Annotated in this window: 21 protein-coding genes; 9 read left to right on the top strand and 12 right to left on the bottom strand. The window is 62.7% G+C overall.

The window, feature by feature from the left end; all coding sequences use genetic code 11:
• Positions 1-86 precede the first annotated feature (86 nt).
• From FHR22_RS20990 to FHR22_RS20975, 4 genes are all read right to left on the bottom strand, one after another.
• Positions 87-635, bottom strand: coding sequence for a recombinase family protein (locus FHR22_RS20990; RefSeq protein WP_166945981.1), 549 nt, complete (start codon positions 633-635; stop codon positions 87-89).
• 204 nt (positions 636-839) lie between these two features.
• Positions 840-2,045, bottom strand: a complete 1,206-nt coding sequence (locus FHR22_RS20985) for a hypothetical protein (RefSeq protein WP_166945979.1) — start codon at positions 2,043-2,045, stop codon at positions 840-842.
• 215 nt (positions 2,046-2,260) lie between these two features.
• The gene (locus FHR22_RS20980; protein WP_166945977.1) at positions 2,261-3,004 is read right to left on the bottom strand and encodes a hypothetical protein; all 744 of its coding nucleotides are present in this window, start codon (positions 3,002-3,004) and stop codon (positions 2,261-2,263) included.
• 1 nt (position 3,005) lies between these two features.
• Positions 3,006-4,565: a hypothetical protein gene (locus FHR22_RS20975; protein ID WP_166945975.1), complete on the bottom strand. Its 1,560-nt coding sequence runs from the start codon at positions 4,563-4,565 to the stop codon at positions 3,006-3,008.
• A gap of 126 nt (positions 4,566-4,691) precedes the next feature.
• Here FHR22_RS20975 and FHR22_RS20970 point away from each other — a divergent pair, with 126 nt between their 5' ends.
• Entirely contained in the window at positions 4,692-6,140 is a 1,449-nt protein-coding gene (locus tag FHR22_RS20970) for a hypothetical protein (RefSeq protein ID WP_166945973.1), read from the top strand.
• A gap of 15 nt (positions 6,141-6,155) precedes the next feature.
• Here the strand turns inward: FHR22_RS20970 and FHR22_RS20965 are convergent, their stop codons facing one another.
• On the bottom strand, positions 6,156-6,878 hold the full coding sequence (locus FHR22_RS20965; RefSeq protein WP_166945971.1) for a hypothetical protein: 723 nt from the start codon (positions 6,876-6,878) through the stop codon (positions 6,156-6,158).
• A gap of 397 nt (positions 6,879-7,275) precedes the next feature.
• Between FHR22_RS20965 and FHR22_RS20960 the strand changes: the two genes are divergently transcribed.
• Positions 7,276-7,551, top strand: a complete 276-nt coding sequence (locus tag FHR22_RS20960) for an HU family DNA-binding protein (RefSeq protein ID WP_166945969.1) — start codon at positions 7,276-7,278, stop codon at positions 7,549-7,551.
• Between the two features lie 87 nt (positions 7,552-7,638).
• Here FHR22_RS20960 and FHR22_RS20955 read toward each other — a convergent pair whose 3' ends face one another.
• From FHR22_RS20955 to FHR22_RS20935, 5 genes are all read right to left on the bottom strand, one after another.
• Entirely contained in the window at positions 7,639-8,220 is a 582-nt protein-coding gene (locus FHR22_RS20955) for a TetR family transcriptional regulator (RefSeq protein ID WP_166945967.1), read from the bottom strand.
• Positions 8,221-8,277: 57 nt separating this feature from the next.
• On the bottom strand, positions 8,278-8,856 hold the full coding sequence (locus tag FHR22_RS20950) for a DUF308 domain-containing protein (protein ID WP_166945965.1): 579 nt from the start codon (positions 8,854-8,856) through the stop codon (positions 8,278-8,280).
• A 558-nt stretch (positions 8,857-9,414) separates the two neighbouring features.
• Positions 9,415-10,803 carry an efflux transporter outer membrane subunit gene (locus FHR22_RS20945; RefSeq protein ID WP_166945963.1) on the bottom strand — a complete coding sequence of 463 codons (1,389 nt, stop codon included), beginning with the start codon at positions 10,801-10,803 and terminating at the stop codon, positions 9,415-9,417.
• Between the two features lies 1 nt (position 10,804).
• Positions 10,805-12,007 carry an efflux RND transporter periplasmic adaptor subunit gene (locus FHR22_RS20940; protein WP_166945961.1) on the bottom strand — a complete coding sequence of 401 codons (1,203 nt, stop codon included), beginning with the start codon at positions 12,005-12,007 and terminating at the stop codon, positions 10,805-10,807.
• Positions 12,000-15,203, bottom strand: coding sequence for an efflux RND transporter permease subunit (locus tag FHR22_RS20935; protein WP_166945959.1), 3,204 nt, complete (start codon positions 15,201-15,203; stop codon positions 12,000-12,002). Before FHR22_RS20935 ends, FHR22_RS20940 begins: the two co-directional genes overlap by 8 nt.
• Positions 15,204-15,448: 245 nt before the next feature.
• On the opposite strand from FHR22_RS20935, the gene FHR22_RS20930 reads away from it, so the two are divergent.
• Positions 15,449-16,366, top strand: coding sequence for a LysR substrate-binding domain-containing protein (locus FHR22_RS20930; RefSeq protein ID WP_166945957.1), 918 nt, complete (start codon positions 15,449-15,451; stop codon positions 16,364-16,366).
• Here FHR22_RS20930 and FHR22_RS20925 read toward each other — a convergent pair.
• A complete protein-coding gene (locus tag FHR22_RS20925) occupies positions 16,350-18,746 on the bottom strand; it encodes a penicillin acylase family protein (protein WP_166945955.1) in 2,397 nt (798 codons plus the stop codon). The genes FHR22_RS20930 and FHR22_RS20925 overlap by 17 nt on opposite strands.
• Before the next feature lie 208 nt (positions 18,747-18,954).
• Positions 18,955-19,425, bottom strand: coding sequence for an Lrp/AsnC family transcriptional regulator (locus FHR22_RS20920; protein WP_166945953.1), 471 nt, complete (start codon positions 19,423-19,425; stop codon positions 18,955-18,957).
• Positions 19,426-19,519: 94 nt separating this feature from the next.
• Here FHR22_RS20920 and phhA point away from each other — a divergent pair, with 94 nt between their 5' ends.
• The 6 genes from phhA (at position 19,520) to FHR22_RS20890 (ending at position 25,889) form a co-directional block, all read left to right on the top strand.
• A complete protein-coding gene (phhA, locus tag FHR22_RS20915) occupies positions 19,520-20,386 on the top strand; it encodes a phenylalanine 4-monooxygenase (RefSeq protein ID WP_166945951.1) in 867 nt (288 codons plus the stop codon).
• Complete coding sequence (locus FHR22_RS20910) at positions 20,383-21,570, top strand: amino acid aminotransferase (RefSeq protein ID WP_166945949.1); 1,188 nt, start codon at positions 20,383-20,385, stop codon at positions 21,568-21,570. The genes phhA and FHR22_RS20910 overlap by 4 nt, the downstream gene beginning before the upstream one ends.
• Positions 21,571-21,783: 213 nt before the next feature.
• Complete coding sequence (locus FHR22_RS22720) at positions 21,784-23,481, top strand: alpha/beta hydrolase-fold protein (protein WP_166945947.1); 1,698 nt, start codon at positions 21,784-21,786, stop codon at positions 23,479-23,481.
• Between the two features lie 13 nt (positions 23,482-23,494).
• Entirely contained in the window at positions 23,495-24,220 is a 726-nt protein-coding gene (locus FHR22_RS20900; RefSeq protein WP_166945943.1) for a hypothetical protein, read from the top strand.
• A 129-nt stretch (positions 24,221-24,349) separates the two neighbouring features.
• Entirely contained in the window at positions 24,350-24,940 is a 591-nt protein-coding gene (locus FHR22_RS20895) for an RNA polymerase sigma factor (RefSeq protein WP_166945940.1), read from the top strand.
• Positions 24,912-25,889 carry a FecR domain-containing protein gene (locus FHR22_RS20890; RefSeq protein WP_166945937.1) on the top strand — a complete coding sequence of 326 codons (978 nt, stop codon included), beginning with the start codon at positions 24,912-24,914 and terminating at the stop codon, positions 25,887-25,889. The genes FHR22_RS20895 and FHR22_RS20890 overlap by 29 nt, the downstream gene beginning before the upstream one ends.
• Positions 25,890-26,060 lie beyond the last annotated feature (171 nt).

The raw sequence follows: 26,060 nt of genomic DNA, 5'->3' as shown, positions 1-26,060 counted from the left end.
ATCGTCGTTCGTGAGAGCGACCGAAGATTGGCGTCAATGATCAGAAAAATAAGCGAAAATAATTCATCCACCGTCACCAGAGAATTTCAGGAATTTTCGCCCAGAAGGCGATAGACCGTGGCAGGGCTACAGCGCATTTCCTTGGCGATGGCGCGGGGATTCATCCCCGCATTACGAAGATTCTGGATTGCGGCAGGATCGAACCGCTGCTTGCCGCCCCGATACACGCCTTGCGCCTTGGCTTTCTCGATTCCTTCGCGTTGCCGTTCCTGCCTGATGTCCAGTTCAAACTCCGCAACGGCTGCCAATATGCCCAACATAAGTTTGCCATGGCTGGTCGTGGTATCGAGACCGCCCTGTTGCAGGCAACGGAATCCCACGCCTTTTGCTGTCAGTGCAGCGACGATATTATGCAAATCCTGCGCTGACCGAGCAAAGCGATCGAGCCGGGTAACAATAAACGTGTCGCCTTCCCGGCAGAAATCGAGGGCAGCTTTGAGCTGGTTTCGGTTGGACGCCGACTTGCCGCTCAACTGTTCCTGAAATATTTTCTCGACCCCGTGCGTTCCAAGCTGCTCCATCTGCACGTCGAGCGATTGGTGGGTGGTCGATACACGGGCATAGCCGACAAGCATTGGCTCCTCCTTCGGGTGGTTCATGACCCTGCTGCGATTGTGTCTTTTGGAGGGAAGAGCAAGCCTTCCAAGACGCCTTTCAGAAGTCAGAACAATGCCTTGGCAGGCTATAGTCTGTTTGCGCCGAAACGGGTTCATTTGGGGCGGGACACATCGGGTAGCACCAAGGTTGTGCCAACGCCCTCAGCGGGCATCGCAGGACAGCTATGCCGCCATTGCGGGCATATCTTCTGACTCCGACATGACAGCGCGTCCCTTGAACAGCGGCTTCTTGCCTTCGCCGTTCGAGAAGCGTTCTAGGCTGATCGGGTAGATGCTCTCTCCCGCAACGAGAATCGCGCTTGCTGGGGCACCCTCTTCCCAGCCCAGCACAACGACGCAATTTTGCTCGACCGGGGCCTTGTATCCATATTTGTCGGCTGGGGCGTAGAGGGGCGACATGACGTATCGCGAAACATGGCCAGTGCCCGACGCCGTTCTGCTGCTGCTGCGAATATCAGCACCGCCATTTTGTTCGAGCCAAGCCATCCAGTCCGCATCTGAGATAGCGCGTAACTTTTCTTCCGCGATGTCGGCGGTGGCGAAGACCAAGCTGAATCTCTCGTCGCCAAACTCGAACATGGCGCTGGGCGGTTTGGCTGGGTCGTTATGAAAATAGCTGATCGCGATTTCAGAGCGACGTTTCTTGCGGGTCAACGCCACGACCGGGGCGGACACCTCCCTCGTCATCACCTCACCACCATTATTCTCTATGATCGTCCTGGCTTGGGGAAAGCCAGCAGCCGCAGGCTCATGGGACTTCATGGTAATTCCTGGCAGCGCCGCTGGCTCATGGCCGTTATTGGCGAACTCATGGACATCTGGCGAGCCTGCGAGCCTCATGTCGTCCTGCGGACAAATCATGGCGCTCTCATGATTTATTTCATTCCATTTGATTTCATTGCGCCACCAGAACTCCAGCAATTCTGCTGCTCTCAACCCTAAAATGGATGGAAGTAGGGTGAAATCGGGTTGAAAGGTGGATGCAATATGGATGAAATGGCGTTGAAATGCCGCCAGCAAGTCATCCTTTTCGTTGTCAGGATGAAATGTGGATGAAATTGCCTGCGCTACTGGCAGGGCAATCATCTCGTCTCTGCCATGCTGCCGAGCATATTTTATCTGATTGGCCGTCAGCCTGATTTCACCATCATAGGCGAAGCCCGTGTGCCGGGTGCGACGCCTGATATTTTCGATGAAGGTCTTTTTCAGGCCGTCGGGCAATGCCTGTTTGTTCATCAGCGTACGGGTCACGTTGTTGAGAACGTTGATGGTCTGGCGGTCAGGAATTGGCGAATTGAGAAGGCCGATGCTTTTGGCGACCTCGTCGCGCAGATCGAGCCAGCGGGGCGTGTAAGATTTCTTCGTCATTATGTTCTGTTCTCCGAATAAAAATGGACCTGCTCGGCGGGGTGCAATCGCCAGACAGGTCCAGATTTCAGGAAAACAGAACCGATGGCCTTCGCTCGAACAGCGAAGCACCCACCGTTCAGAATATTTAGCGCAGGGCTTCATCTCGCCGCGCCATATCACGATATATGGCTCGCCCCGGTCACGTCATTATTCTTAATAGAAAAGTTTAGCCCCTAAACTTTTACGGCTTGCCGGAGCGCAGGGAGAAGAGCTTGCAAAGTCGCTCCGTTGAATGATGCGCATGGCACGGCGGAAAGCAGATCGACAAACCGGGGAGATGCAGAAAATAATAGTAATTCAGTCCTTTGTCGCCGTCTGCCCAATCCCATCTCGTCCAGATACGCCAAATATGTTTTGTAAGTTTCTTTCCGGCGAATGCGGCACCCATCAACGCGAAGATTTCGCAATCGCTTGGCTTCAATCGGAATCGTCTTGATCTGGGTCGATGGAATGTTGAACCACAGCCGAATTTCCCCAAGCAGCACAGCCTGCATGGCATTTAGCGACAACGCCACGCGCGCATCATAGATAGGGTACTGGCGCGGACTATGAAGAGATATGATCTTCGACCAAGAAGAGATACCCTGCATACCCAGACTGATGAGGTCGCGAGAATGCATGGAAGCATATCGTTCGATGGTTTCATCCTTGTTTGATCTCACACCACCCCAATCGAACACATAATGCTTCGCCAAGCGAATTTTCTCGTTTTTATCGCCTTTTGCGGATGCGATGCGCCATTGCTTATGCAGATGCTTTCGGAACGCGATATTTTTCTCTGGGGCTGTGCCGGGGAAGTTCGCGCTTAGCTTATGGCTTTCTGTGTATATGAGTCTGAGGCTAGGGAGCCAACGCGCCAGCTCCTCGCCAATGATCTTCGCACCATTCCCGTTCAGGGAGCCGTTGACCTGTTGCATGTCATATTTCCTGACATGCTTGGGCATAGTGCATCCCATTGCTGATGACCGTGGGGAGCAGGACGGTAAGAATGTCCTGTTGCCCGCTATTGTTCGGGAATGTGGTGTTGAACTGCAAGCCCGCGTCCCCGACATCGCTGTCCACGAACCAACCCGTTGCATCGCTTTCATAGGCGCCAAGTGTCCAACAGAGCCGTTCGACATCGGCAATGGCAAGCCAGCGAGGTTCAGCAAAGTCGATCTTGCGCTTGGTGGTCAGGAAGTCCGTCGCGATGTTCGGTGCGTCGTCTCTGACCAATTGTAGCCTTTCCCCGTCCAGTTGCATCGCAAGCCGTCGAGGTGATCCGCGCAGCATCTTGCGCTTCGCGTTGGCCCGCTTCGTGTCGGCCCGCCAGCAGTCGATGAAAGCGCGGATGTCCGGCAACAGGTTATGGCTGAGCGTAATGCCTTGCTTTCCCTTCAAGATAGGCGAACCAATGCGGAACGTTTGATCCTGTGGCAAGGTCGATAGCGCAATGATTTTGGCCGTCGGCGCCGTGGCTGTCAGTTCATAATTATCCGGGCTGCTGACTGCCTTCCCGATATCCCACTCATCGAACCTGCCGAAGCTGTCCTGAAAATCGTGCGCAGCGGTCACGTCCAATGCCACTATATGATCGACGGGCAAAAGCGGGACATGCCCTTCAAGAACCATGCCCGCCCACATAAAGCTATAACTGGTGGAAATGGCATCAACATGGCAGCAAGCATTACCTCGTTCCATGCGATTGACGATCCGCACATGGCAATCATTGAGATTCTGTGGGGCGATTAGATTCAGGATCAGTTCGATAGCGCGATGCAGGCGACCCATGGGACGTTCTGCGGATCGTTCCCGTTCGGTCGCTTGCGTTGGCACAAGCTTCAGGATCAAGGGGTCGATCTTACTGCTGTCCGTGTCGAGCAGCCGTAAGATCGAGGCATTATTGTTGCCGTCGATTTCGACCAATACGGTGGCAAAGCCCTTGTGCGGGGTTGCAGTCGGCAAGGCGACAATTTGGGAACGCGGGCCGGCGGTTAGCACCGATCCGGCATGAACGAGACGAGATTGCTTTGCCCTCGCATTGATTTGCCGAGCCGTGCCGTTGGCGAGGTCCGCTGCCTCTTCCAGACGACCCTTAATGCCTTCGCCCACGATCAACCATTGCTGGAAATCGGCTGCCATGACTTTCATGCTATGCGCATGATGCAGCACCTGAGCATATTGGGATTTGAGGGAAGCGGAGAGATTAGTGAATGCCTGCGGCAGCAAGGCGATATAGGGATTACCGCGCACCGGCTTACTCCACTTGCCATTGTGATGCTCGATAAACTGCTGCGTTAACGGACGGCCTGTCTCATCGAACTTGATGCGCGACGTCTCGCCGAAGGCGTAAAGATCGGCCAGAGTCGTATAGAGCTTGGCGATCGTACCTTTCTCGTGCCGCTCATAATCCTGCGCCTTTTGGCGGATCGCCTTGAAGGCATCCTCCATTTCTTCGATTTGGGCTTCAGGAGAGTTTTTCAGCAAAGCAAACGACATGCGGTCCTCGGATAAAAGTCCGAGAATCTTTAGCGGCTAAAATCTTTTCAAAGGGTTGCCACGCTCACGCTTACCATTTTTCAATATCAGCGAGGGCATGGCAATGCGACACAAGGAGACTGCCCCATGCTGACCAAAGCCGGACTATTGGCCGAAAACCGCGCAATCTATCTGCCTGCGATCAGTGCCAACTATGCCGACTTTGCGAGAAACGGGACATTTAAGCGGCCCATGGCTGGGCTGGTGCCGGACGATCTGGATTTCCTGCGTCCCGACAATCGCTACTTCTCTTATCCGTTCGCTCTCTACAGCGCGGGGCAGGTGATACGCACACCAACCAAGTTGCCCAAGGCCTGCATGGTCGCGCGGCGGGATCGCGGAGAAACCATAGTACTCGGTGACAGTGGGGGCTTTCAGGTATCGAAGGGAACGATAGAGTTCGAGAAGGCCGAGACGGCTCGCCGGATGCTGAAATGGATGGAGGGGGTCGCCGACTGGTCGATGGTTCTGGACTTTCCCACAGGCGGTATTGCTGCGGGATTCATGAAAGAACACGTCATGCGCCTGCTCGGAGAAGGCCATAATCTCGATGCGATGTGCAAGGCCAATGGGCAGTCGCTCGACTTCAACGCCTGTCTGCTCCAGACCAAGATCAACAATGACCAGTTTGTTGCCGAACGAACGCATGGCGCGACTGGCCTGCTCAATGTGCTACAGGGCCGGAACGAAGCCGAAAGCAAGGCTTGGTACGAAGCGGTCAAGCATTACCCCTTCGAGGGCATTGCGTTTGCGGGCGCACACCAGAATAATTTCAGCCTGCTGCTACGCCGCCTCTATGATCTCCATCAGGACGGCCTCCTACATAAATGCGGCTGGGTCCATGTCCTTGGCGTCTCGACGCTCGATGTCGGCTGCCTATTGAGCAAGGTTCAGCGATGCGTTCGGCAATATTGGGGCTATGAAGATTTCCAGGTCAGTTTCGACAGCGCCAGCCCGTTCATCAACGCTGCCAATAATGGTATGATCGTTGGACAGGCGCTCGATTCCTATGGCTGGACCGTGCGCACCACTAATATCGCGATCGTTTCCAACGCAGACACGGGCCTTTCGATCAACGCCTTCTGCGCGCAAAAACTGGGCCGCAAGACCGATCGCTTGGGGCGCGAAATGATCCCGGCGATCAGCGAGGTCGGCAACATGCTGCACATGACGGACCTCTGTGTTGGCAAGGCCAAGGTCGCGGGACAACGCGATAAATCAGGTTTGGATGTAGATAGTTCCTACCTGCTCATGCGCCACAATGTTCAGGCGTTCGTTGCTGCCCATGACCAAGCCCATGATGTTTTCTTCGGGTCGGAAATCTGGCGCGTGCCAGTCGATACCGCGACTATATCGGGCATAATTGACGTGATGTTCAAGGGAGAGCCCATCCCGAATGACGCTGGTAGTATCGACTATGTGCCTCTGCGTGATCCAATCAGGCATATCAACGAGTGCGAGGTGTGGCTTGATCGACTCGCAGCGCAACGGAGCGGGGCCGTACTCAAAAATGATGAGGATCTGAGAGTAGCGTAGGAACACAGGCAGTCGTCAAACCTCTGGCGTGAACGCGACTTTCTGCAAGGTTGCAGATGCTTCACGTCTGCCGCGATATCGTCCTACCAGTTCGCTCTCTCCCACGTCTTTGATACGGTGCAGAAGCCACATGCCATCCGGGGTTGGCGATAGGCGATATGTCCGACCGTTCGCTCGGCAGTAAACTTCCTTGGATTTGGCTATCGGCGTCCGCTTACAGTCGGCGCCAGAATGAAAGCGTTGCTCCAAAGCTAAGCGTTCTTCCTCCTGCCGCGTCCTGTATGCGGCCATGTGCTCATCTTTCAGCCGAGCCTGTTCGCTTTCGACAAACTCGCTCAGCAAACCAATGATTGCTGGAATTTCCGTGCCTAGGTGGGTTTGGTGGACGAAGTGTTCCAAGCAGGCGTCCTTTAGGCGCTCATCGGGGTAGGACGCGTAGGTTTCCAACTCCATCGCGGCCATCCGCTGACGCACATCCGTGAGCGTAAGCGGAGGGCCACCCATCGCATTCAAATGCTCTGTGAGTGCCTCGACCGGGATCCAGCTAGGCACAGTTGCCCGCGCTAACTCCTCTCGTGCCGGATCCCATTTTTGCCAAAGGGGATTGGCGCGATCGAGGCGTGAAACGATATCAGTAGCGAGCTTTCGTACCTGATAAGGGTCGCGAATATGTTTGAGGGAGGGGCTTTTCAGATAATCGAATAGCATCTGGCTCACCATGTCGGTGCGGCTGTTCATGCTGTCAAATCCTTGGAGGCTGGGCGTCCAAACCATACCGTCTGGATACCATGTGCGCCTGTTAATTTAGCACAATTCTAGCACATAAAAATATTAATGATTTAATATCAGTTATATATATCCTAAGTGTTACAACTGAAAATCGCAGTGTCGGCGGTTCGATCCCGTCCCCGGGCACCACTCTTCTTCCCAGAATGTCTGAGACGCTTCGAAAGAAGCGGATATCGGGTGATGTCGACCCCTGCATCATGGTCCAGACCTGCTTCCGGATACGGTAAAGCGTCAAAAGCAACGGCAAATAAGCGCCGATGCGTTTCAGGTGATGGCGAAGATGACAGCAGCGGCTATAAACGCGCGCCGGGCGGGAAGGACTCGCCCGGGTCTTTGGAGATAATTTATGAATCATGCCGAATTGTCCGACAGCGTTGCGGCTTCGCTCGGTGTCAGCAAGGCCGACGCCCGCAAGGCCGTCGACGCCGTCTTCGCCGCGATCGGTGACGCCGCCGCGAAAGGCGACGAGGTCTCGGTCAACGGCTTCGGCAAGTTCAAGGTGAAGGCGACCCCGGCCCGCGAAGGCCGCAACCCCTCGACCGGCGAGACGATCCAGATCAAGGCGGCGAAGAAGCTGACCTTTGGTCCGGCGAAAGCCGTCAAGGATCGCCTGAACGGCTGATAATCGACCGCCGTGCCCCGCCGGTCATCCGGCGGGGCCGGCTTCGTTGCGCCCGTGGCAAGCCACGAAGCAGCCTGTCGCGTCCCGTCAGTGCGGGGCGCTCGTCCGCATGCGGGCGAGAAAAGCATCGACGACAAAGGTGAATTTATCCGGATCGCCGTAAGCGCGCGCCATCACCATCGCGCCATAGATCGCCGTCTGGAAAAATTGTGACGAGGTTCGCGGTTCAAGCTCGAGCCGGATCGAGCCTTGCTCGACGCCGAGCGTCATGACGCGTTCGAGCCAGAGCCCGAGATCATTGAAGTGTCGCTGCACGGCCTCCCCCACCTCGGGCGGCAATCCCGGCAGTTCGACCGCGAGCACGCCGGCGAGGCAGAAGCTTGCCGACTGATCCCCGATGCACCGCTTCCAATAGTCGACATAGGCCAGCAGTTGCCCGATGGCATCGGGGGTGCCGCTTTCCAACGCCGCGATCTGCGATCGGATCGCGGCGCGTTGCTGTTCGACCACCGCGACGACCAGATCGACTTTCGACGGGAAATGATGGTGGATGCTCGGCTTTCGGATGCCCAGCCGTTCCGCGAGGTCGGCATAGCTGAAGCCATTATAGCCCGCGTTGGTGATCAGTTGACCGGCTTCGTCGATCAGCTTGCTTGCAGTATCGTTCACGGGCATTCTCAATCTACCTTCTAGTAGGTTGATATATATGAGAAAGCCCGCGCCGTTTCAAGCCGGACTGGCGGACTTGCGGCGGGCGTCGCTTACCGCGAGCCAGACCGCCGACACGAAGAAATAAAAGGCGCCGAAGGCCGCATAGGGCGCGACATCGGTGATGCCGACGGTAGCCGGGCCGCTCGCCATCTTGACGAAGAAGGCGCCGGCAAGGGCGGATTGGGCTCCGCTCAGGATCATCGCCCACTGCGCACCCGTCGACGTCCGGCGACGCACCGCAGTGGCAAGCTGGAAGAGGCCGGCGAACACCGCCCACACACCGAAAACCGCCAGCACCGCGTTCATGCTCCGGCCAAGCGCGACCGCAACCGCAACCGCGGTGAGCAGGCTGACGACGACGTTCAGCATCTGCGTCTTGTTCGCGCCCAGGCCGCCATTGCGGCGGGCGTCGGCGTAATTCGCCAGCGCGTCCCAGAGCGGATAGGCGATCAGCATCACCGCAGCGAGTGCGGGCATCGCTTTCCCAACCGTGAAGGCGAGAACGACCCAGGCGGCAGATACCGCGAAACGCGTAAAATAATATCCCTTGAGCCAGGCGGAAGCAGGGGAGGGGGAGGTGGTTTGAGCTTGCATGGCGAATCTCCGAAAAGAGACTACCTACTAGTAGGTAGATTGGGTTGGGTCAATATCTTTCGGATTGGGGATGAGGTGCCGATGAGATTTCCGGTGGGCGTTGGAGAAAGGGTAGTGTGGGATGATCGCAAAGTCGAAGGCTGAAAGTCCGCATTGGGGGGATTTGAGACATTCCCCTCCCTTTTAGGGAGGGGTTAGGGGTGGGTCGCGAGCGCCGCGAGCAAGAGGAAGCGCGCCGCCTTCGGCGGCTACCCACCCCCCAGCCCCTCCCTAAAAAGGAGGGGAGAAGAACGTCCGCTATCGGCCGCTTTCGCTCTCTCCCTCGTCATCCCGGGCTTGACCCGGGATCCCGCTTTTTTGGGGGTGTCAGCAGTTTTCGAGGTCAAGCGGGACCCCGGATCAAGTCCGGGGTGACGGTGATGGATAGGGCAGCAATCAGCCGTTTCCTGCCGAGGAAATTTCTCCGCCCTCGGCGCATCCGGCGCTCGAGGGGCGATGCCGCACCGAGCGATGCATGCTCATGGGCCGGCGTACGACGCCTGATGGCATGTTGCAGCCCTAAGCGCCCCCGCCGATCGCCTTCACCAACGCCACGCGGCTCCGCATGATTTGCGTTTCCAGCCCCAGCGATGCGCGTTGCGCGTCGAGCGCTTCGGTCTGGGCGGTGACGACTTCCAGATAGTCGGAGGCGCCGTTGCGATAACGGATCAGCGCCAGCGCGCTGGTACGCGCCGCCGCCTCGGCCGCGGTGTGCTGGTCGGCGGCCTGGACGGCGAGCAGGCGGTTGGCCGCGATCGCATCCTCGGTCTGGCGAAAGGCGCCCAGCACGATGTCGCGATAACCGGCGGCGAGCTCGTCATATTCGGCGCGAGACATCTTCACTTCGCTCGCGCGGCGGCCGCCGTCGAACAGGGTCAGCACGGCCGAGAGCGGGCCAAGGCCCCAGAAGCTGTTCGGCGTCTGGAACAAATGGCCATGGGTGGTTTCGAACCCGGCGCCGCTGCCTAATGTCAGCGTCGGGAAAAAGGCGGCGCGCGCGACGCCGATGCGCGCGTTGGCGGCCGCGATGCGCCGCTCGGCCGCCGCGATGTCGGGCCGCCGCTGGAGCATTTCCGACGGAGTGCCGGCGGGCAGGTCGGGCGCCGCCAGCGGCTGTACCTCGGGCGCGATGGAGAAATCCGATGCGATTTCGCCGACCAGCGCCGCGATCTCATGCTCGGTCGCGGCGCGTTCGGCGGCGACGGCGGAGATTTGCGCGCGGGCATTGCCGAGCACGGTCATCGCGCGGTTGACGTCGATACCCGACGCAATGCCCCCGTCATGGCGGCGCACGGTCAGGTCATAGGCCTTGCCAAAAGCATCGACCGTCTGATGCAGCAGGTCCGCCTGGGCATCGAGTCCGCGCAGCCGCGCATAGGCGTCGGCGACCGACGCCTGCAGGCTGAGGCGTGCCGAGGCGAGGTCGGCGGCGCTCGCTTCGGCATCGGCGCGGGCGGCGGCGACGCCGTTCCGAATCCGGCCCCAGAGATCAAGTTCATAGTCGAGCGCGCCGCCGACGCTGAAATCGCTGTAGGTGCGCGGGCTGCCGTCGCCGCCAAAGCGGGTGCCCGACACGCGCTGGCGGCTGGCGTCGGCGCCGGCGGTGATCGCCGGGAACAGGTCGGCGCGCTCGACCCGTGCGGCCGCGCGCGCTTGATCATAGCGGGCAAGCGCGGCGGCGAGGGTCGGGCTCGCTTTCTCGGCGCGCACCTCGAGGTCGTTCAGCACCGGGTCGCCGAAGGCTTCCCACCACGCCGCGCGCGGGGCGGCATCGAGCGGCGTTGCTTCGGTCCAGCCGGCGACTTCCTTATAGGCCGGGGGCGTGGCGGTTTGCGGCGGATGATAGGCGGGCGCCATCGAACAGGCGCTGAGCAGCACCGGCGCGGCGACAGCCGCCAGACGGTTCATGCTAGCCCGCATGCGCCGCGCCCTTGCCGCCCCCGGTCGCCGCGGGGGCTTGCACCTTCACCTTGTCCCCGCTCCGGATCGCGTCGGGGGGCGTATCGATCACGCGGTCGCCAGGGCGGACGCCGCCCGAAATGACGACCGTCGCGCCTTCGTCGCGGCCGATCGTCACCGGCCGCACGGTCACGCGGCTGTCGCGGCCGACCACGGCGACTGTCGGGCCTTCGCCGCCATAGAGGATCGCGCTGCTCGGCAGGGTCAGGCCGTTGCCGTTCCCTGCGCCGACATCGAAGCGGACCTGCGCGAAGGCGCCGGGTTTGAGCGCGCGATCGGGATTGTCCGCCTGCAGTTCGACCAGCACCGAACCGGACTGGGCGTCGACCGCCCCGGCGCTGCGGGTCAGTGTCGCGGCAAAGCTGCGGCCGGGATATTCGGGCAGGGTGAGCGCGGCGTTCATGCCGGTCTTCACCCCGGCGGAATAGGCCTGCGGCACGCGGACATAGATGCGCATGCGATGAACGTCGGATACGGTGAAGAGCGGCTGCGAGGCGGCATTACCCGCGACCACGAGCGCGCCGATCTGCGCCGCGCGGCTGGTGACGACGCCGTCGAAGGGCGCGGCAAGGCGGGTGAAGCCCTGCAGCGCGCGCAGGCGCTTCACATTGGCGAGCGCGGCGTTGGAAAGTGCCGACCGGGCGGCAAGGTCGCCGGCCTTTTCATCGGCTTCCTGCCGCGAGACCGCATCCTGCGCGAGCAGGGTATTCCAGCGCGTCGCGGTGCTTCCCGCGAGCTTCTGGTTGGCAAGCGCGGTCTGATAATCGGCCTGTGCCTGGGCCAGTTGCTGATCGACTTCGGGCGCGTCGAGGATCGCGAGTGGCTGTCCGGCGCGGACATTGTCGCCGATATCCGCCAGCCAGCGCCGGACATAGCCGTTGGTGCGCGCATAGATAGGGGCGCTGTTATACGCCTGGACATTGCCCGGCAGGACGAGCGCGCCGACTCCGGCGCCGGTCTGCGGCCGGACGACCGCGACGGTGGGAACCGCCGCCTGTCCGGCGGTGTCGCGCAGGTCGTTCATCGCGCCGAGACGCGACGCGGTGCCCGCGGCGACGATCAGCAGCGCGGCGATGGCGGCGCCGATGCCGACGCGCTTCAGGGTCCGGCTGTCCGGGCCGCTGGCTTCATCGGGGAGAGATGTTTCAGGCATGGCTGGGCTGCATTTCCATCTGGGGTTGTGCGGGCTGCTTGTGGCGGCGGTGGACGACCGCGAAGACGGTCGGGACGAAGAACAGCGTGGCGATGGTCGCGCAGAACAGCCCGCCGATGACCGCGCGGCCGAGCGGGGCATTTTGTTCGCCGCCATCGCCAAGGCCCAGCGCCATCGGCGCCATGCCGATCATCATCGCGAGCGCGGTCATCAGCACCGGGCGGAAGCGAACCCGGCCCGCCTCCAGCGCCGCCTGCGCGGCGTCGCCCAATTCGGCGAGCTTTTCGCGCGCGAAGCTGACGACCAGGATCGAATTGGCGGTGGCGACCCCCATGCACATGATGGCGCCGGTCAGTGCCGGTACCGACAGCGTCGTCGCGGTGACGAACAGCATCCACACGATCCCGGCGAGCGCTGCGGGGAGCGCGGTGATGATGACGAAGGGGTCGACCCAGCTCTGGAAATTGACGACGATCAGCAGATAGATCAGCACGATGGCACCGGCGAGGCCGAAGCCAAGGCCCGAGAAGGCGGTGTTCATCGTCGCATATTGGCCGCGGATGGTGATCGTCGCGCCCTTGGGCTCGTCCTTTTTCATCGTCTTGAGGATATGTTCGATATCCCCTGCGACAGCGCCCAGATCGCGGCCCTGCACCGTCGCAAAGACGTCGAGCACCGGCGCGATATTATAATGCGACACGACCGGCAGGGTGTTCGAACGATTGATCGTCGCCAGCCCGCCCAGCGTCTGGATCGCGCCATCGCGGCTGCCGGCGGCAGCGACGGGAACGTTCGACAGCGCGCTGATCGATCCGACCAGATATTCAGGCGTCTGCGCGACGACGGGATAGGAAACGCCGGTCTTGGGATCGAGGAAGAAGACCGGCGCGGTCTGCGACGTGCCGGCGAGCGAACTGCCGAGGCTGGCGGTGATGTCGCGTTCGGTCAGGCCATATTGGCCGGCGCGCGAGCGATCGACATCGACGTTCAATTGCGGCGAACGGCCGGGCTGCTGGATGCGGGCATCGGCGAGGCCCGGAATGGTGCTGATTTTCGCCAGCAGCTTTTGCGCATAGGCGCGGTTGGCGGCGGCGTCCTTGCCGGCGATCTGGATATCGATCGGCGCGGGCGAACCGAAGTTCAGGATCTGGCTGGTGATATCGGCGGGCAGGAACGAAAAGGTGGTGCCGGGAAAACGGCTGGGCAGTTCGCGGCGCAGCAGGGCGACGATCTCGTCGGTCGGGCGATGCCCTTCCTTCAGCGTGATCATCATGTCGCCGTCCTGCGGGCCGATGGTGCCGCTGTTGTTGTAAACGGTGTTGATCGAGCTGACCGGCAGGCCGATATTGTCGGTAATGGCGCCGAGTTCGCCGGCGGGCACCAGCGTCCGCACCGTGCGGCCGATACGGTCGAACCGCGCTGCCGTATCCTCGATCGTCGATCCGACCGGTGCCCGGACATGCATCGCGATCTGCCCCGAATCGACCGAGGGGAAGAAATTGCTGCCCAGCATCGGCAGCAGGGCAAAGGACAGGAGGACGATGGCCATGAAGCCCAGCAGGAACGGCTTGCGCGCACCGAGCGCCCGGCGGAGCAGGCCGACATAATCGGCGCGTATCTTTTCGAACCGATGTTCGAAGCCGCGCTGGAACCGGACCAGCGGGTTGCGCGAATTTGCCGTCCCGGCCAGATGCGCATCCTCGTCGCCGGCGCGATGGGGTTTCAGCAGATACATCGCCATCGTCGGGACCAGCGTGCGCGACAGGATGAAGGACGCGATCATCGCGAACACCACCGACAGCGCCATCGGTACGAACAGGAAGCCCGCGACCCCCGGCAGGAAGAACATCGGCACGAACACGATGCAGATGCACAGCAGCGCGACGAAGGCGGGGGTGACGATCTGCGCCGCGCCGTCCAATATGGCCTCGGTCACGCCCTTGCCCTGTTCCAGATGCCAGTTGATATTCTCGATCGTTACCGTGGCGTCGTCGACGAGGATGCCGACGGCGAGGGCCAGGCCGCCCAGGGTCATGACGTTCAGTGTCTGACCGAAGGCGGCGAGCGCGGCGATGGCGGCGAGGATCGCGAGCGGGATCGACAGCGCGATGATGACCGTCGATCGCCATGAACCGAGGAACAGCAGGATCATCAGCGAGGTCAGCGCGGCCGCGATCGCGCCTTCGTGGACGACGCCCTCCACCGCGCCCTTCACGAACAGGGACTGATCGCCGATCGGCAGGATCTTGAGCGTATCGGGCAGCGTCGCGCTGATCTTCGGCAAGGCGTCCTTGACGCCGTTGACGATCGACAGGGTCGACGTCGCGCCATTCTTGAGCACGGTCAGCAGCACCGACCGGCTGCCTTCGACATGAACGACGTTCGTCTGCGGACCGCTGCCGTCGCGGACATAGGCGATGTCGCGCATATAGATGGTCGCGCCGTTCACGACCTTGACCGGCAGGTCGTTCAGCGCCTCGATGGTGCCCGGCGCATTGTTGAGGCGCACGCTATATTGGGTCGCGCCGATCTTGACGAAGCCGGCGGGGTTGATCTGGTTCTGCGCGGCGATCGCGGCGCCGACATCCTGCGCGGTCAGCCCCTTGGATTGCAGCGCCACCGGGTTGAGGTCGATCTGGATCTGCCGCTGCCGGCCGCCCGACGGATAGGGCATGGCGAGGCCCGGAATGGTGACCAGCGACGGGCGGACCTGGTTCTGGCCAAGGTCGAACAATTGCTGTTCGGACAATCCCTTGCCCGACAGGGCGAGCTGCAGGATCGGCACCGTCGACGCGCTGTAGTTCAGGATCAGCGGCGGGGTGACGCCGGGCGGCATCTGGTTCAGCACGGTCTGCGAGACCGACGTGACCTGCGCCGTCGCGGTCCGGATATCGGCGTCGGGCTGGAAATAGATTTTGACGATGCCGATGCCCTGGAGCGACTGGCTTTCGATATGATCGATGTCGTTGACCGTCGTCGTCAGCACGCGCTCATAAGGGCCGATGATGCGGTTCGCCATCTCCTCGGGCGGGAGCCCCGAATATTTCCACGCCGCGGCAACGACGGGAATGCGGATATTGGGGAAGATATCGACCGGCGTCCGCAGCATCGCAAAAATGCCCATGATCGCGATCAATATCGCCATGACGATGAAGGTCAGCGGCCGGTTCAGCGCAACCTTGACGATACCGATCATTCAACGCTCCAGGACGCGGCGCCGGCAGGACTGCCGGTACCGAAGGATCATGCCGTTGCGGCTCGCTCTCCCAAGACGAATGTGGCGGCGGACCGCTTCCCGGGCGCAGCAGGGCAGGGGGGCTGATCCGCGCGCGACTGCAGGAAGGCGGGGTCGCCGCCACATCCATTGCGGGCAATGCGCGTCTGGACGATCCACGTCTAATATATAATATGGCACGATCGATACACAGGACGACATGATCCATGGAATTGCGGCATCTGCGTTATTTCGTCTCGGTTGCGGAGGAGCGGCATTTCGGCCGGGCCGCGATGCGCCTGGGCATTTCCCAGCCGCCGCTTAGCCAGCAAATCCGGACGCTGGAACAGGAATTGGGGGTTCGCCTGTTCGACCGTACCAGCCGCCGGGTGCAGCTGACCGAGGCGGGACGGCTGTTCCTGCCCGAGGCGCGGGCGACGCTGGAGCAGTCGGAGCGCGCGGCAGAGATCGCGCGGCGCGCGCAACGGGGCGAGGCCGGCCGGCTGGGCCTCGCCTTTACCGTGTCGGGCCCCTTCGTGCCGCAGGTCGCGCGCGCGCTCTACAGCTTTCGCCAGTCGCACCCCGACGTCGAACTGGCGCTGCGCGAGTTAAGCCGCGACGAACAGATCGAAGCGGTGCGCACGCACGAGGTCGATATCGGCATCATCCGCGATTTCGAGCGCCCCGTGCTGCCCGACGCCATGGTCTGCCGCTGCCTGCTGACCGAGGATGTCGTGCTGACCGTGCGGTCCGACCATCCGCTGGCGCAGCGGGCCGCGGACCCCGACGTCGCCGACCTCGCGGAGGAGCCGCTGGTGCTTTACGGCGCGCCCAACGGCGCCGGCTTCAACGAGCATTTTTTCGCGCTGTGCGCCGAGGCGGGGTTCGTGCCGAAAATCGCGCACGAGGCCCGCAGCCTGGCGACGCTGCTCGGCTTGGCCGCCGCCGGTTTCGGGCCGACGATCATCGCCCGGTCGATGGCGCGGCTGCACGTCGACACGCTGGTCAATCGCCCGTTCGCGACGCCCGTGACGAGCAGCCTGTGGCTGATCCACAATCACACGCTGTCAGCCGTCGGCGATGCGTTCCTGCGCACGATATTGCTTCCCGAGGCTCCGGCGGTGCCGGTTATCCCCGCGGCTTGAGGCGGATCACGCGTTCGGCTTCCTTCATCACCGCGTCGCGGCTGAAAGGCAGGGGGCGAAACGCGCCGTCCTTCCATCCGGTCACCAAGTCGCGGTAATGCGGATCGGCGGGGTCGCCTGACTGGCCGGGCATGTTGAGGAACAGCGACCGGTCCCAGTCGCCGACGTCGATGACCAGCCGGACCGATGGGCCATGGATCGCCGCCAGGCTGCCGTCGCGATACAGCGTCATCGCGGGCGTCGTTCCCGACCCGCCGACGGCAACCGGCCCGACCCGCATCTGTGCGGCCAGATCGGGACCGGCACGCGCCGCCAGCGCATGGTCGATGGTCAGCCGGTGCAGCCGGCCCCATTGCCATTCGTCCATATCGGGGCCGAGGCGCGTGCGCAGGTCGGCCAATGCGGCTTCGAGGCTTTCGGCCAGCACCGCCGCGATCAGCGCGTCGGGGGCGTCGCCAAGCAGCGGGTCGCGCCGCTCGAGGACGGCGAGCGTCGCATCGGGCGAGCCGGTGTCGAGCAGTTTGCGCGCGGCTTCCGGCACGACACGGCCGATCAGCGCCGGGCCGAGATGGCGGCCGAGCCAGACTTCATAGATGCTCGCGGCGACGCTTTCGCTCGCGACGTTGAAATCCCATGCCCGCAGCCGATCGAGCGCCCGCCGTGCGTCGTCCGATCGGGGTTCGATCGCGGCGGCCAGCGCGATGAGGCGCGGCGCCATCGCGCTGTGCTGGTCCATCTGCAACCGCACGACGTCGTCGATCGCCATGCGGGGGTTCGCTTTCAACACGTCAGTGATGCGGTCGAAGCGGCTGCGATCGGGCCAATCATATCCGATCGGCGGCGAAGCGGGGTGGCCGGCGGGGATATTATATTCGTTGGCGGTGGCGAACCAGCCGTTTTCGGGATTTCGGGAAGAGGGCAGGCGCTCGGGCGGAAGAAAGCCCTCCCATTCATAGCGCCCGTCGCCGGGCACCGGGAGCAGCCCGTCCCAATTGCGCCGCACCGGCACGATCCCCGCCGCGCTCCATCCCACGGTGCCGCTGCGATCGGCCCACATCAGGTTGAGCGGCGGGGTCCCCCAATGAGCGCGGGCGCGCTGGAAATCGGCCCATCCTCTGGCATCGGAGAGCCACATCGCGCTGGCATAGGCGGCGGCGCCCGGGCTGTTCCACACGGTGCGCAAGGCAAAGGCGCGGAGCCCCTGATCATCGTGCCACAAAAGCGGGCCGTGCCGTGTGAAACGCAATGTCGCCGTCACCGGGGCGCCGCCCTTGACCGCGATCGTCTCGTCGACGGAGCGCATCTTTTCCCAGCCGCCGCGATAGCGATAGGAATCGGGATCGCCGGGTTTCAGTTCATAGGCGTAAAGGTCTTCCTGGTCGGTGCTGAAGATGGTGAGGCCGAACGCGGCCTCGCCATTATGCCCCAGCGCGACGCCGGGCAGCGACGGCTCGCCGGCGCCGATCAGCGACAGGCCGGGGGCGTCGAGGTGCACGACATAACGCAGGCTCGGCACCGCGAACGCCCGGTGCGGATCATTGGCCAGGATCGGGCGCCCGGTCGCGGTGCGCGACGGGGCGATCACCCAGGCGTTCGACCCGTCGACCGGATCGGCATTCGCGGTCCCGGCCTTTGCAGCCGGCGCAGGGAAAGCGACATCCCCCGTCGCGAGATTATAATCGGCGAGGACGTCCGCGGGGATCGAACAGGGATCGAGCCCCGTCGGGACGACCGGCGCGCGGTCGGGATAAAGGCGGCGCCGCACCCGTTCGGCGGCCGCCCCGCCCTGGCACAGCGTTTGCGCGCGCAACACTTCCTGCCGGACATTCGATACCAGCGCGTTGCTGCGGATGCGCACGATCTCGTCCGCCGTCCAGCGCGCGGGCCGGCTCTGCGTCAGGCCGAATTCGACGGGAAGCGGACGGTCGCCCGCCTGTACGGCGTCGACATAGGCGTTGATGCCGGCGGCAAACGCCTCATAGCTTTTCTTCGTGCCGGGGGGATAGCGGCTCCATTCGGCCGCCATGTCGCCGCGATAGAGGAAAAGCCGCGCGGCGCGGTCCTGCCGGACATAGGCCGCGCCGAAATTCTCGGCGAGTTGGCCAAGGCCGCGCTTGCGCCACACATCAATCTGCCAAAGCCGGTCGCGCGCCGCATTGTAACCTTGTAGGAAAAAGGCGTCGCGTTCGTTCGCGGCGTAGATATGCGCCAATCCGCTGCGGTCGACGACGATTTCCGCTGGCTGATCGAGGCCAGCTACTGTCCAGTCGTCCGATGAGGCCGCGGTCGATACAACATCGGCGGCCGGCGCCCGGGCAAAAGCCGGGGTTCCTGCTGCGAGGATCGGGGCTCCCACTATGGCGATGAGGTGTCGGATCATGCAGATACTCCGGTTGAGCCAGGGTCCTGACCCTGGGCGGCGAAACGACGGTGCGGCACCAGGGCCGCGCCCTCGCACATCGCCGCGACAATCGCCTGCATTGCCCAAAAAGCGGTCCAGCCCAAGAGTTTATGGAAGCGGAGAAGCATGCCGCGGCAATTTTTGAGGACGCTTTTGTCCCGTGCTCGATACAGTCGCGATGATCCGGTCAGACCGGAAGCCGTGTCGAATATTTCGTCTGCGACAGCGCAAAATGCGATGAGGCGGTCGCGACGCTGGGATGGCCGAGCAATATCCGCATCAGAAAATGTTCGTAATCGGCAACATCGACCGCCACGATGCGGAGCAGATAATCCCAGTCGCCCGACATCGAATAGCAATCCATGATTTCCGCACGGCGCGCGACGAAGTCCTCGAACTCTTCGATACTCGCGCGGGCGTGGCTACGCATCCGGACATTGCACAAGACGTTGACGCCCAGATCGATCTTGCCGGCGTCGAGCAGGCGGACGGCAGGGCCCAGAATGCCCGCATGCTCGAGCGCCTTGACGCGGCGCCAGCACGATGCCGGCGAACTGCCGACGCGTTCGGCGAGTTCGGCATGGCTGAGCAGCGCGTCGACCTGAAGCTCCTTCAGGATTCGCTTGTCAATATCGTCGATGGCCGGATTTGATTTCATGTTTTTGCCATAAGTGAAATGAGTAAATCATATTTTGCACAGAAACGTTCAATTCTGAAAAGAAAATTCGGCATGGTCATGCAATATATTTCACATGGCAGACAAGGATATCGTGCGCCCCGAGGGCGCGGCCGAAGATTGGACGATCCCGCAGGGATGGGATCGATATTCTCCCGCGGAACATGCGATGTGGGACCGGCTGTTCGACCGCCAGGCGCGGATGCTTCCGGGGCGCGTCGCACCCGAATTCCTGAAGGGGCTCGACATTCTTCGCCTCTCGAAACCCGGGATTCCGGATTTCGACGAATTGTCCGAACGGCTGATGAAGGCGACCGGGTGGCAGGTCGTTGCGGTTCCCGGTCTCGTTCCCGACGACGTCTTCTTCGACCATCTGGCCAACCGGCGCTTCGTTTCGGGCAATTTCATCCGGACGCCCGAGCAACTCGACTATCTGCAGGAACCCGATATTTTTCACGATGTCTTCGGCCATGTCCCGCTGCTCGCGAACCCGGTCTTCGCCGACTATATGCAGGCCTATGGGCAGGGCGGACAGCGCGCCGCGCAACATGGCGCGATCGACCGGCTGGCGCGCCTCTATTGGTACACGGTCGAATTCGGGCTGATCAACACGGTCGAGGGCCTGCGCATCTATGGTGCGGGCATCGTTTCCTCTTACGGCGAATCGGTCTTCGCGCTCGACGATGCGTCGCCGAACCGCATCGGCTTCGACCTGCGCCGGTTGATGCGGACGCGGTACCGCATCGACGACTACCAGCAGTCCTATTTCGTCATCGACAGTTTCGAAGACCTGCTCGATCAGACGCTGCGCACCGATTTCGCGCCGATCTATTCTGACCTCGCGGGCACCGCCGATATCGCGCCAGAGGAACTGTTGCCCGACGATCAACTCCATTCGCGCGGCACCCAGGCCTATGCCTTGTCAAAGGCCGAGACCGCATGAGCGGCCTGTTCGCCGGGCTGGCTCCCGAAGCGCCCGACGCGCTGCTGGCGCTGATCGGCCTTCATGCCGCCGATCCGCGGCCGGACAAGATCGACGTCGGGGTCGGTGTCTATCGCGATCCGGCGGGGCGCACCCCGGTGTTCGCCGCGGTCAAGGAAGCCGAGCGCCGCCTTGTCGCGCAGCAGGCGAGCAAATCCTATCTGGGGCCCGAAGGCGACGCCCACTTCACCGACGCGCTCGCGACGATCGCCTTGGGCGCCGGCCTTGCCGCATCGCCGCGGCTCGTCGGCTTGCAGACCCCGGGCGGAACGGGCGCCTTGCGCCTTGGCGCCGAACTGCTCGCGCGCGCGGTTCCGGGGCGAACGATCTGGGTCGGAGCGCCGACCTGGGCCAATCACGAACCCCTGCTCGCGGGGACCGGCCTCGCCGTGCGCCGCCATCGCTTCTTCGATCCCGCGACCTCGGACATCGATTTTCCGGCGATGATGGAGGATCTGGACGCGGCGCAGCCGGGCGACATCGCCCTCCTCCACGGCTGCTGCCATAATCCGACGGGGGTGTCGTTCAGCGACGCGCAGTGGCTGGCGCTTGCCGATTTTATCGCGGCGCGCGGGCTGCTGCCCTTCGTCGATCTCGCCTATCAGGGACTCGGGGCGGGGCTGGAGGCGGACGCCGCCGGGTTCCGCATCCTCTTCGATCGCGTCCCGGAAGCGGTGCTGGCCTATAGCTGCGACAAGAATTTCGGCCTCTACCGCGATCGCGTCGGCGCGCTGTGGACGCTGGCACCATCGAGCGGGTCCGCCGACATCGTACGCTCGAACCTCTATGCGCTCGCCCGCATCAACTGGTCGATGCCGCCCGACCATGGCGCGGCGGTGGTGCGGACGATCCTCGACGATGCCGCGCTGCGCGAAGACTGGCAGGCTGAACTGGCCGCGATGTGCGGCCGCATCGCGACATTGCGCCAGGGTCTCGCCGCCAGCCATCCGCGTCTCGCGCCGATCGGGCGTCAGCAGGGCATGTTCGCGCTCCTGCCGCTCGCGCCCGCCAGCGTTGCGGCGTTGCGTGACGAGCATGCGATCTACATGGTCGGCAACGGCCGCATCAACATCGCGGGACTCGGCGAGGAAACGATCGAGCGCTTTGCCGCGGCGCTCGATCCCTTTCTGGCCGCGGGCGGGTGACCTTCTGACCCGCTGACATGGTTTCGCTGAAACCTGGCGGCCTCGCCGGGTTTCGCCGCATGTCCGGTCCCTCGGACTGCGGCATGGGCTCTTGCACCGCTGATGCGGTGCGAGAGCCCGGGGCGCCGCTTCCGGTCCCGCCGCCAGCGAGTGGCGGATTCTTCCGTTCCGACCATCGTGCCTTGTTGACGAATGTGAACAGGGGGAGCGAGCGTGGCATTTTTCAGCAACGGCGGATTCGGGATATCATGGGGCCTAGCCCTGCTCGCGCTCGCAGCCGGCACGCCCGCTGCCGCGCAGACGAGCTTTTCGGTGACCTTGCCGGCGACGGCGGCGAAGGAGCCGGTTACCGGCCGCCTGATCGTCGTCACCACGCGCCGCTCGGCGGACGGAACCGCGGCGAAGGTCGAGCCGCGGCTGACCATCGGTATGAACGGCCCGCCCGCCTTCGGCATCGATGTCGACAATCTCCGCCCCGGTGCGACGGTCACCGTCGATGCCAAAGCCGACGGCTTTCCGTTCGGCCTCGACCAGCTTCCGGCGGGCGATTACAGCGTCCAGGCGGTGCTGATCCCCTATAAGCAGGCCAAGCGTGCCGACGGGCACACCATCTGGGTGCCGATGAACGACCAGCGCGTTATCGCGCCGATGTTTCCGGGCAATCCGTACAGCAAACCCGCCGACGTCCGGATCGATCCCGCGGCGAACACGCCGGTCGCGCTGACGCTCACCGAAAAGATCGGCCCGATCGCGCGCGATGCCGACACGCCGTGGATCAAGCGGGTCCGCATCAAGAGCAAGATATTGTCCGATTTCTGGGGCATGCCGATGACGATCGGTGCCGAGGTGCTGATCCCCAAAGATTTCGACAAGCATCCGGGTGCGCGCTATCCGGCAATCTATACCTACGGCCATTTCGGCGGCTCGTTCAATTTCGACCCCGATCCGGCCGGCGACAGCGAAGGCGCGCGCCGCGCCGCCGCCGATGCGAACGTCAAGACCGGCTATCAATTCTCGCAGGAATGGAGCGGGGAGAATTTCCCGCGCATGGTCGGCATCACGCTCGAAACGCCGGGGCCCTATTTCTTCGAATCCTATGCGCTCAATTCGGCCAACAACGGCCCGTGGGGCGATGCGATCACCAAGGAGCTGATGCCCTATCTCGAAAAGACCTTCCGGCTGATCGACCAGCCCTATGGCCGGATCGTCGAGGGCGCGTCGACCGGCGGCTGGGAAGCGCTGGCGCTGCAACTCCATTATCCCGACCTGTTCGGCGGCGCATGGGTGTTCAACCCCGACCCGATCGACTTCACCCGCTACCAGCTCACCGACATCTACAAGGAGGACAATATGTTCACCTTGAAGATCAACGACTGGATCACGCAGGAAAAGCCGTTCCGCCGCAGCCGCGAAGGCCATCCGCTCGTCGACCTGCGCACGCTTGCCGCACTCGAAGGCGTGCTGGGATCGAAGGGGCGCAGCTATTACCAGCTCGGCATCTGGCAGACGACGCACGGCCCGGTCGGGCCCGACGGCTATCCGGTCATGCTCTATGATTACAAGACCGGCGTCATCAACAAGGACGTCGTCAAATATATGCGCGAAAACGGCTTCGACCTGTCGGCCTATGCGCGCGACAATTGGGCGACGCTCGGCCCCAAGCTGCGCGGCAAGCTCAACTTCTTCGCCGGCGAGATGGACGATTTCTACCTCAACCTCGCGGTCTATCAGTTTCAGGACATGATCACCGAGGTCGCGGGCAAGGATTATCCGATCCGCTTCGAATATGGCCGCCCGAAAAAGGGGCATAACTGGCACCATAAGGACTGGGCGGGCGTCGTGCGCGAAGTCGCCGATCATGTCCGCAAGACCGCGCCCGCGGGCGCGCCGGTCGACCAATGGAATTATTGAGGAGGCCGCCGATATGGTCGAGTTGAGGGGTGGGCGCCTGGCGCTGGTCGTGGTGGCTTTCATGGCGGGGGCGGCGGCGCCGACGGCGTGGGTGATGGCCGACAGCGGCCCGCCGCAGGGCGTGTTCGACGAGATCAGCGTCAAGCGCATCAATATCGTCGAGCCCGACGGCAAATATCGCCTCGTGCTCGCCAATTCCGAGCGCTTCCCGGGCCTGTTCATGGAGGGCAAGGAATATAAGCATCACAGCCGCGATGGCGGCGGCATGCTGTTCTTCAACGACGAGGGTGACGAGGTCGGCGGACTGACCTTCGGCAGCAAAGCGGCGGGCGGTGACCGCCGCGCGTCGGGATCGTTGATGTTCGACCAGTATAAGCAGGACCAGACCGTCGGCATTCAATATAATGAGGCGAACGGCAAACGCACCGCCGGGCTGCGCGTCTGGGACCGCCCCGACTGGTCGATCAAGCCGCTGATGGAAATGAGCGCAGAGGCCGCCGCCGCGCCCGACGAAGCCGGCAAGAACCGCATCCGCGAGGAAATGCGCGCCTATGCGATGGCGAACGGCGGGGCTGGGGCCGAACGCTTCTTTGCCGGCAAGGCGCTGGAGGATACGATCGTCCGCCTCGCCGACAAGAGCGGCAAGCCGCGGCTGTTGCTCAAGGTTGACGCGAAGGGCGAACCGAGCATCGAGTTCCTCGACGACGCGGGCAAGGTGGTCAAGCGCATCACCCGATAGGTCCGCTTCTTCCTTCGCATGCCGGTTCGGGATTGCGGTTCCCGGCGGCATTGCGCGCGTTCATTTAAATTCTTGATTTTAAATAAAAAAATTCACAATATTGTCATTTTCGCTTGACGCGCCGGGCGAATGCTGTTGCCATTGCAAGCGATGGATCATCAGGCTCAACTCCGCTGGTTTGCGCGCGAAGTGCTGCCGCACGAGCCCGATCTGCGCAAATGGCTCGTCGGGCGTGTTCGCGGGCTCGATTCCTGCGACGTCGACGAAGTGGTGCAGGAAGCCTATGCGCGGCTGTGGACCTCCGACGCCGACGCGATCCGCAACGCCCGCGCCTATCTGTTCGTCACGGCCCGCCATATCGTCGGCGAACATCTGCGCCGCTCGCGGATCGTCGCGATCGACCTGGTGGCGGATTTGGACTCGCTGAACATCATTGACGAAGAGATGAGCGTCCATCGGCGGCTCAGTGGACAGGAAGAACTGGCGCGTCTGCACGAAATATTGCAGACGCTGCCGCCAAAATGCCGGCAGGCGTTCGAGCTGAAGAAGTTCCAGGACTTCTCGCAGCGCCGGATCGCCGAACATATGGGAATAGCCGAAAGCACGGTCGAGAAACATCTCGCCAAGGCGCTTCGGCTGGTTTCCGAAGGAATGAAACAGGCGCCCGCGGGCGCCCAGGATGGAAGACAGCGTGAGCGCAGGTTCTGGAAATGGGGCTGACATAGACGCCCAGGCCGCAGCCTGGGCGGTGCGGTCGGCCGAGCGCCCGCTGGACGATATCGAGCAGCAGCAACTCGATGCGTGGCTGGCGGCCGACAGCCGCCACCTCGGCGCCTATGTGCGCGCGCAGGCGCTGTGGCTCGACATCGACCGGATCGCCGCGCTCGATGGCGGAACGCAGCGCGACTATGCGCCGCCCGTCCGCGAGCGTCCGTGGCGCCGCTATGCGATGGCCGCGTCGGTGGCGCTTGCGGCGTTCGGCGGCGTCGTCACCTATGATCATCTCGCCGGGCGTGTTTCGACCGACCGCGGCGAGGTGCGCCGGATCGCGCTCGATGATGGATCGATCGTCACGCTCAACGGCAATTCGGCGGTCCAGATCCGTTACGAGGATGATATCCGGCGCGTGATCCTGCGCCGCGGCGAGGCGTCGTTCGAGGTCGCGCACAATAAACAGCGTCCGTTCGTGGTAACCGCCGAGGGGCTCGACGTCCGCGCGGTCGGCACCGAATTCGTCGTCGGACTCGACAAGGATGGCGTCGAAGTCACCGTCGAGGAAGGCGTGGTCGCGGTGGGCGGCGCCGCGAGCGGCTCGGCCAAGCCGCGTTATCTTCGCCGCAACGAGCAATTCGTCGCCGCCGCCGACACCGGGCCGCGCAAGGCGGTGCTCGATGCCGCCGACGTCGAACGCCGGATCGCCTGGCGCAAGGGGCTACTGGTTTTCAACGGCCAGCAACTGGGTGCGGCGGCCGAAGAGGTGAACCGCTACACCGACCTGCGCGTCGTGATCGACGACCCCACGCTGGCGCGCGCCGAATTCATGGGCGTTTTCAAGCTTGGCGACGCGCATGCCTTCGCCGGCGCTGCCGCACAGGCGTTCAACGGCGAAGTCATCCGCCGCGGCAACGAACTGGTTTTGGTGCGTCAGCGGAATAGTCCCTCGCACTAGGCGGCGTGGGCGATCTCGACGTCCGTTGACGGCTGATAGCAGACACTAGCCAAATAACCGTCGCCCCCGCGAAGGAGTGAAGGGTCGAATGGTCCCCCGGACCATTCTTGGACATGCCGGGGGCATGTCCAACCCTTAACTGGCCGCTGGCAAGCTTGCTTAAGGCCGATG

The sequence above is a fragment of the Sphingopyxis panaciterrae genome, assembly GCF_011762125.1.
Lineage (GTDB): Bacteria > Pseudomonadota > Alphaproteobacteria > Sphingomonadales > Sphingomonadaceae > Sphingopyxis > Sphingopyxis panaciterrae.
The sequence above is the reverse complement of the archived record's forward strand: the minus strand, read 5'-3'. Positions and strand labels throughout refer to the sequence as shown.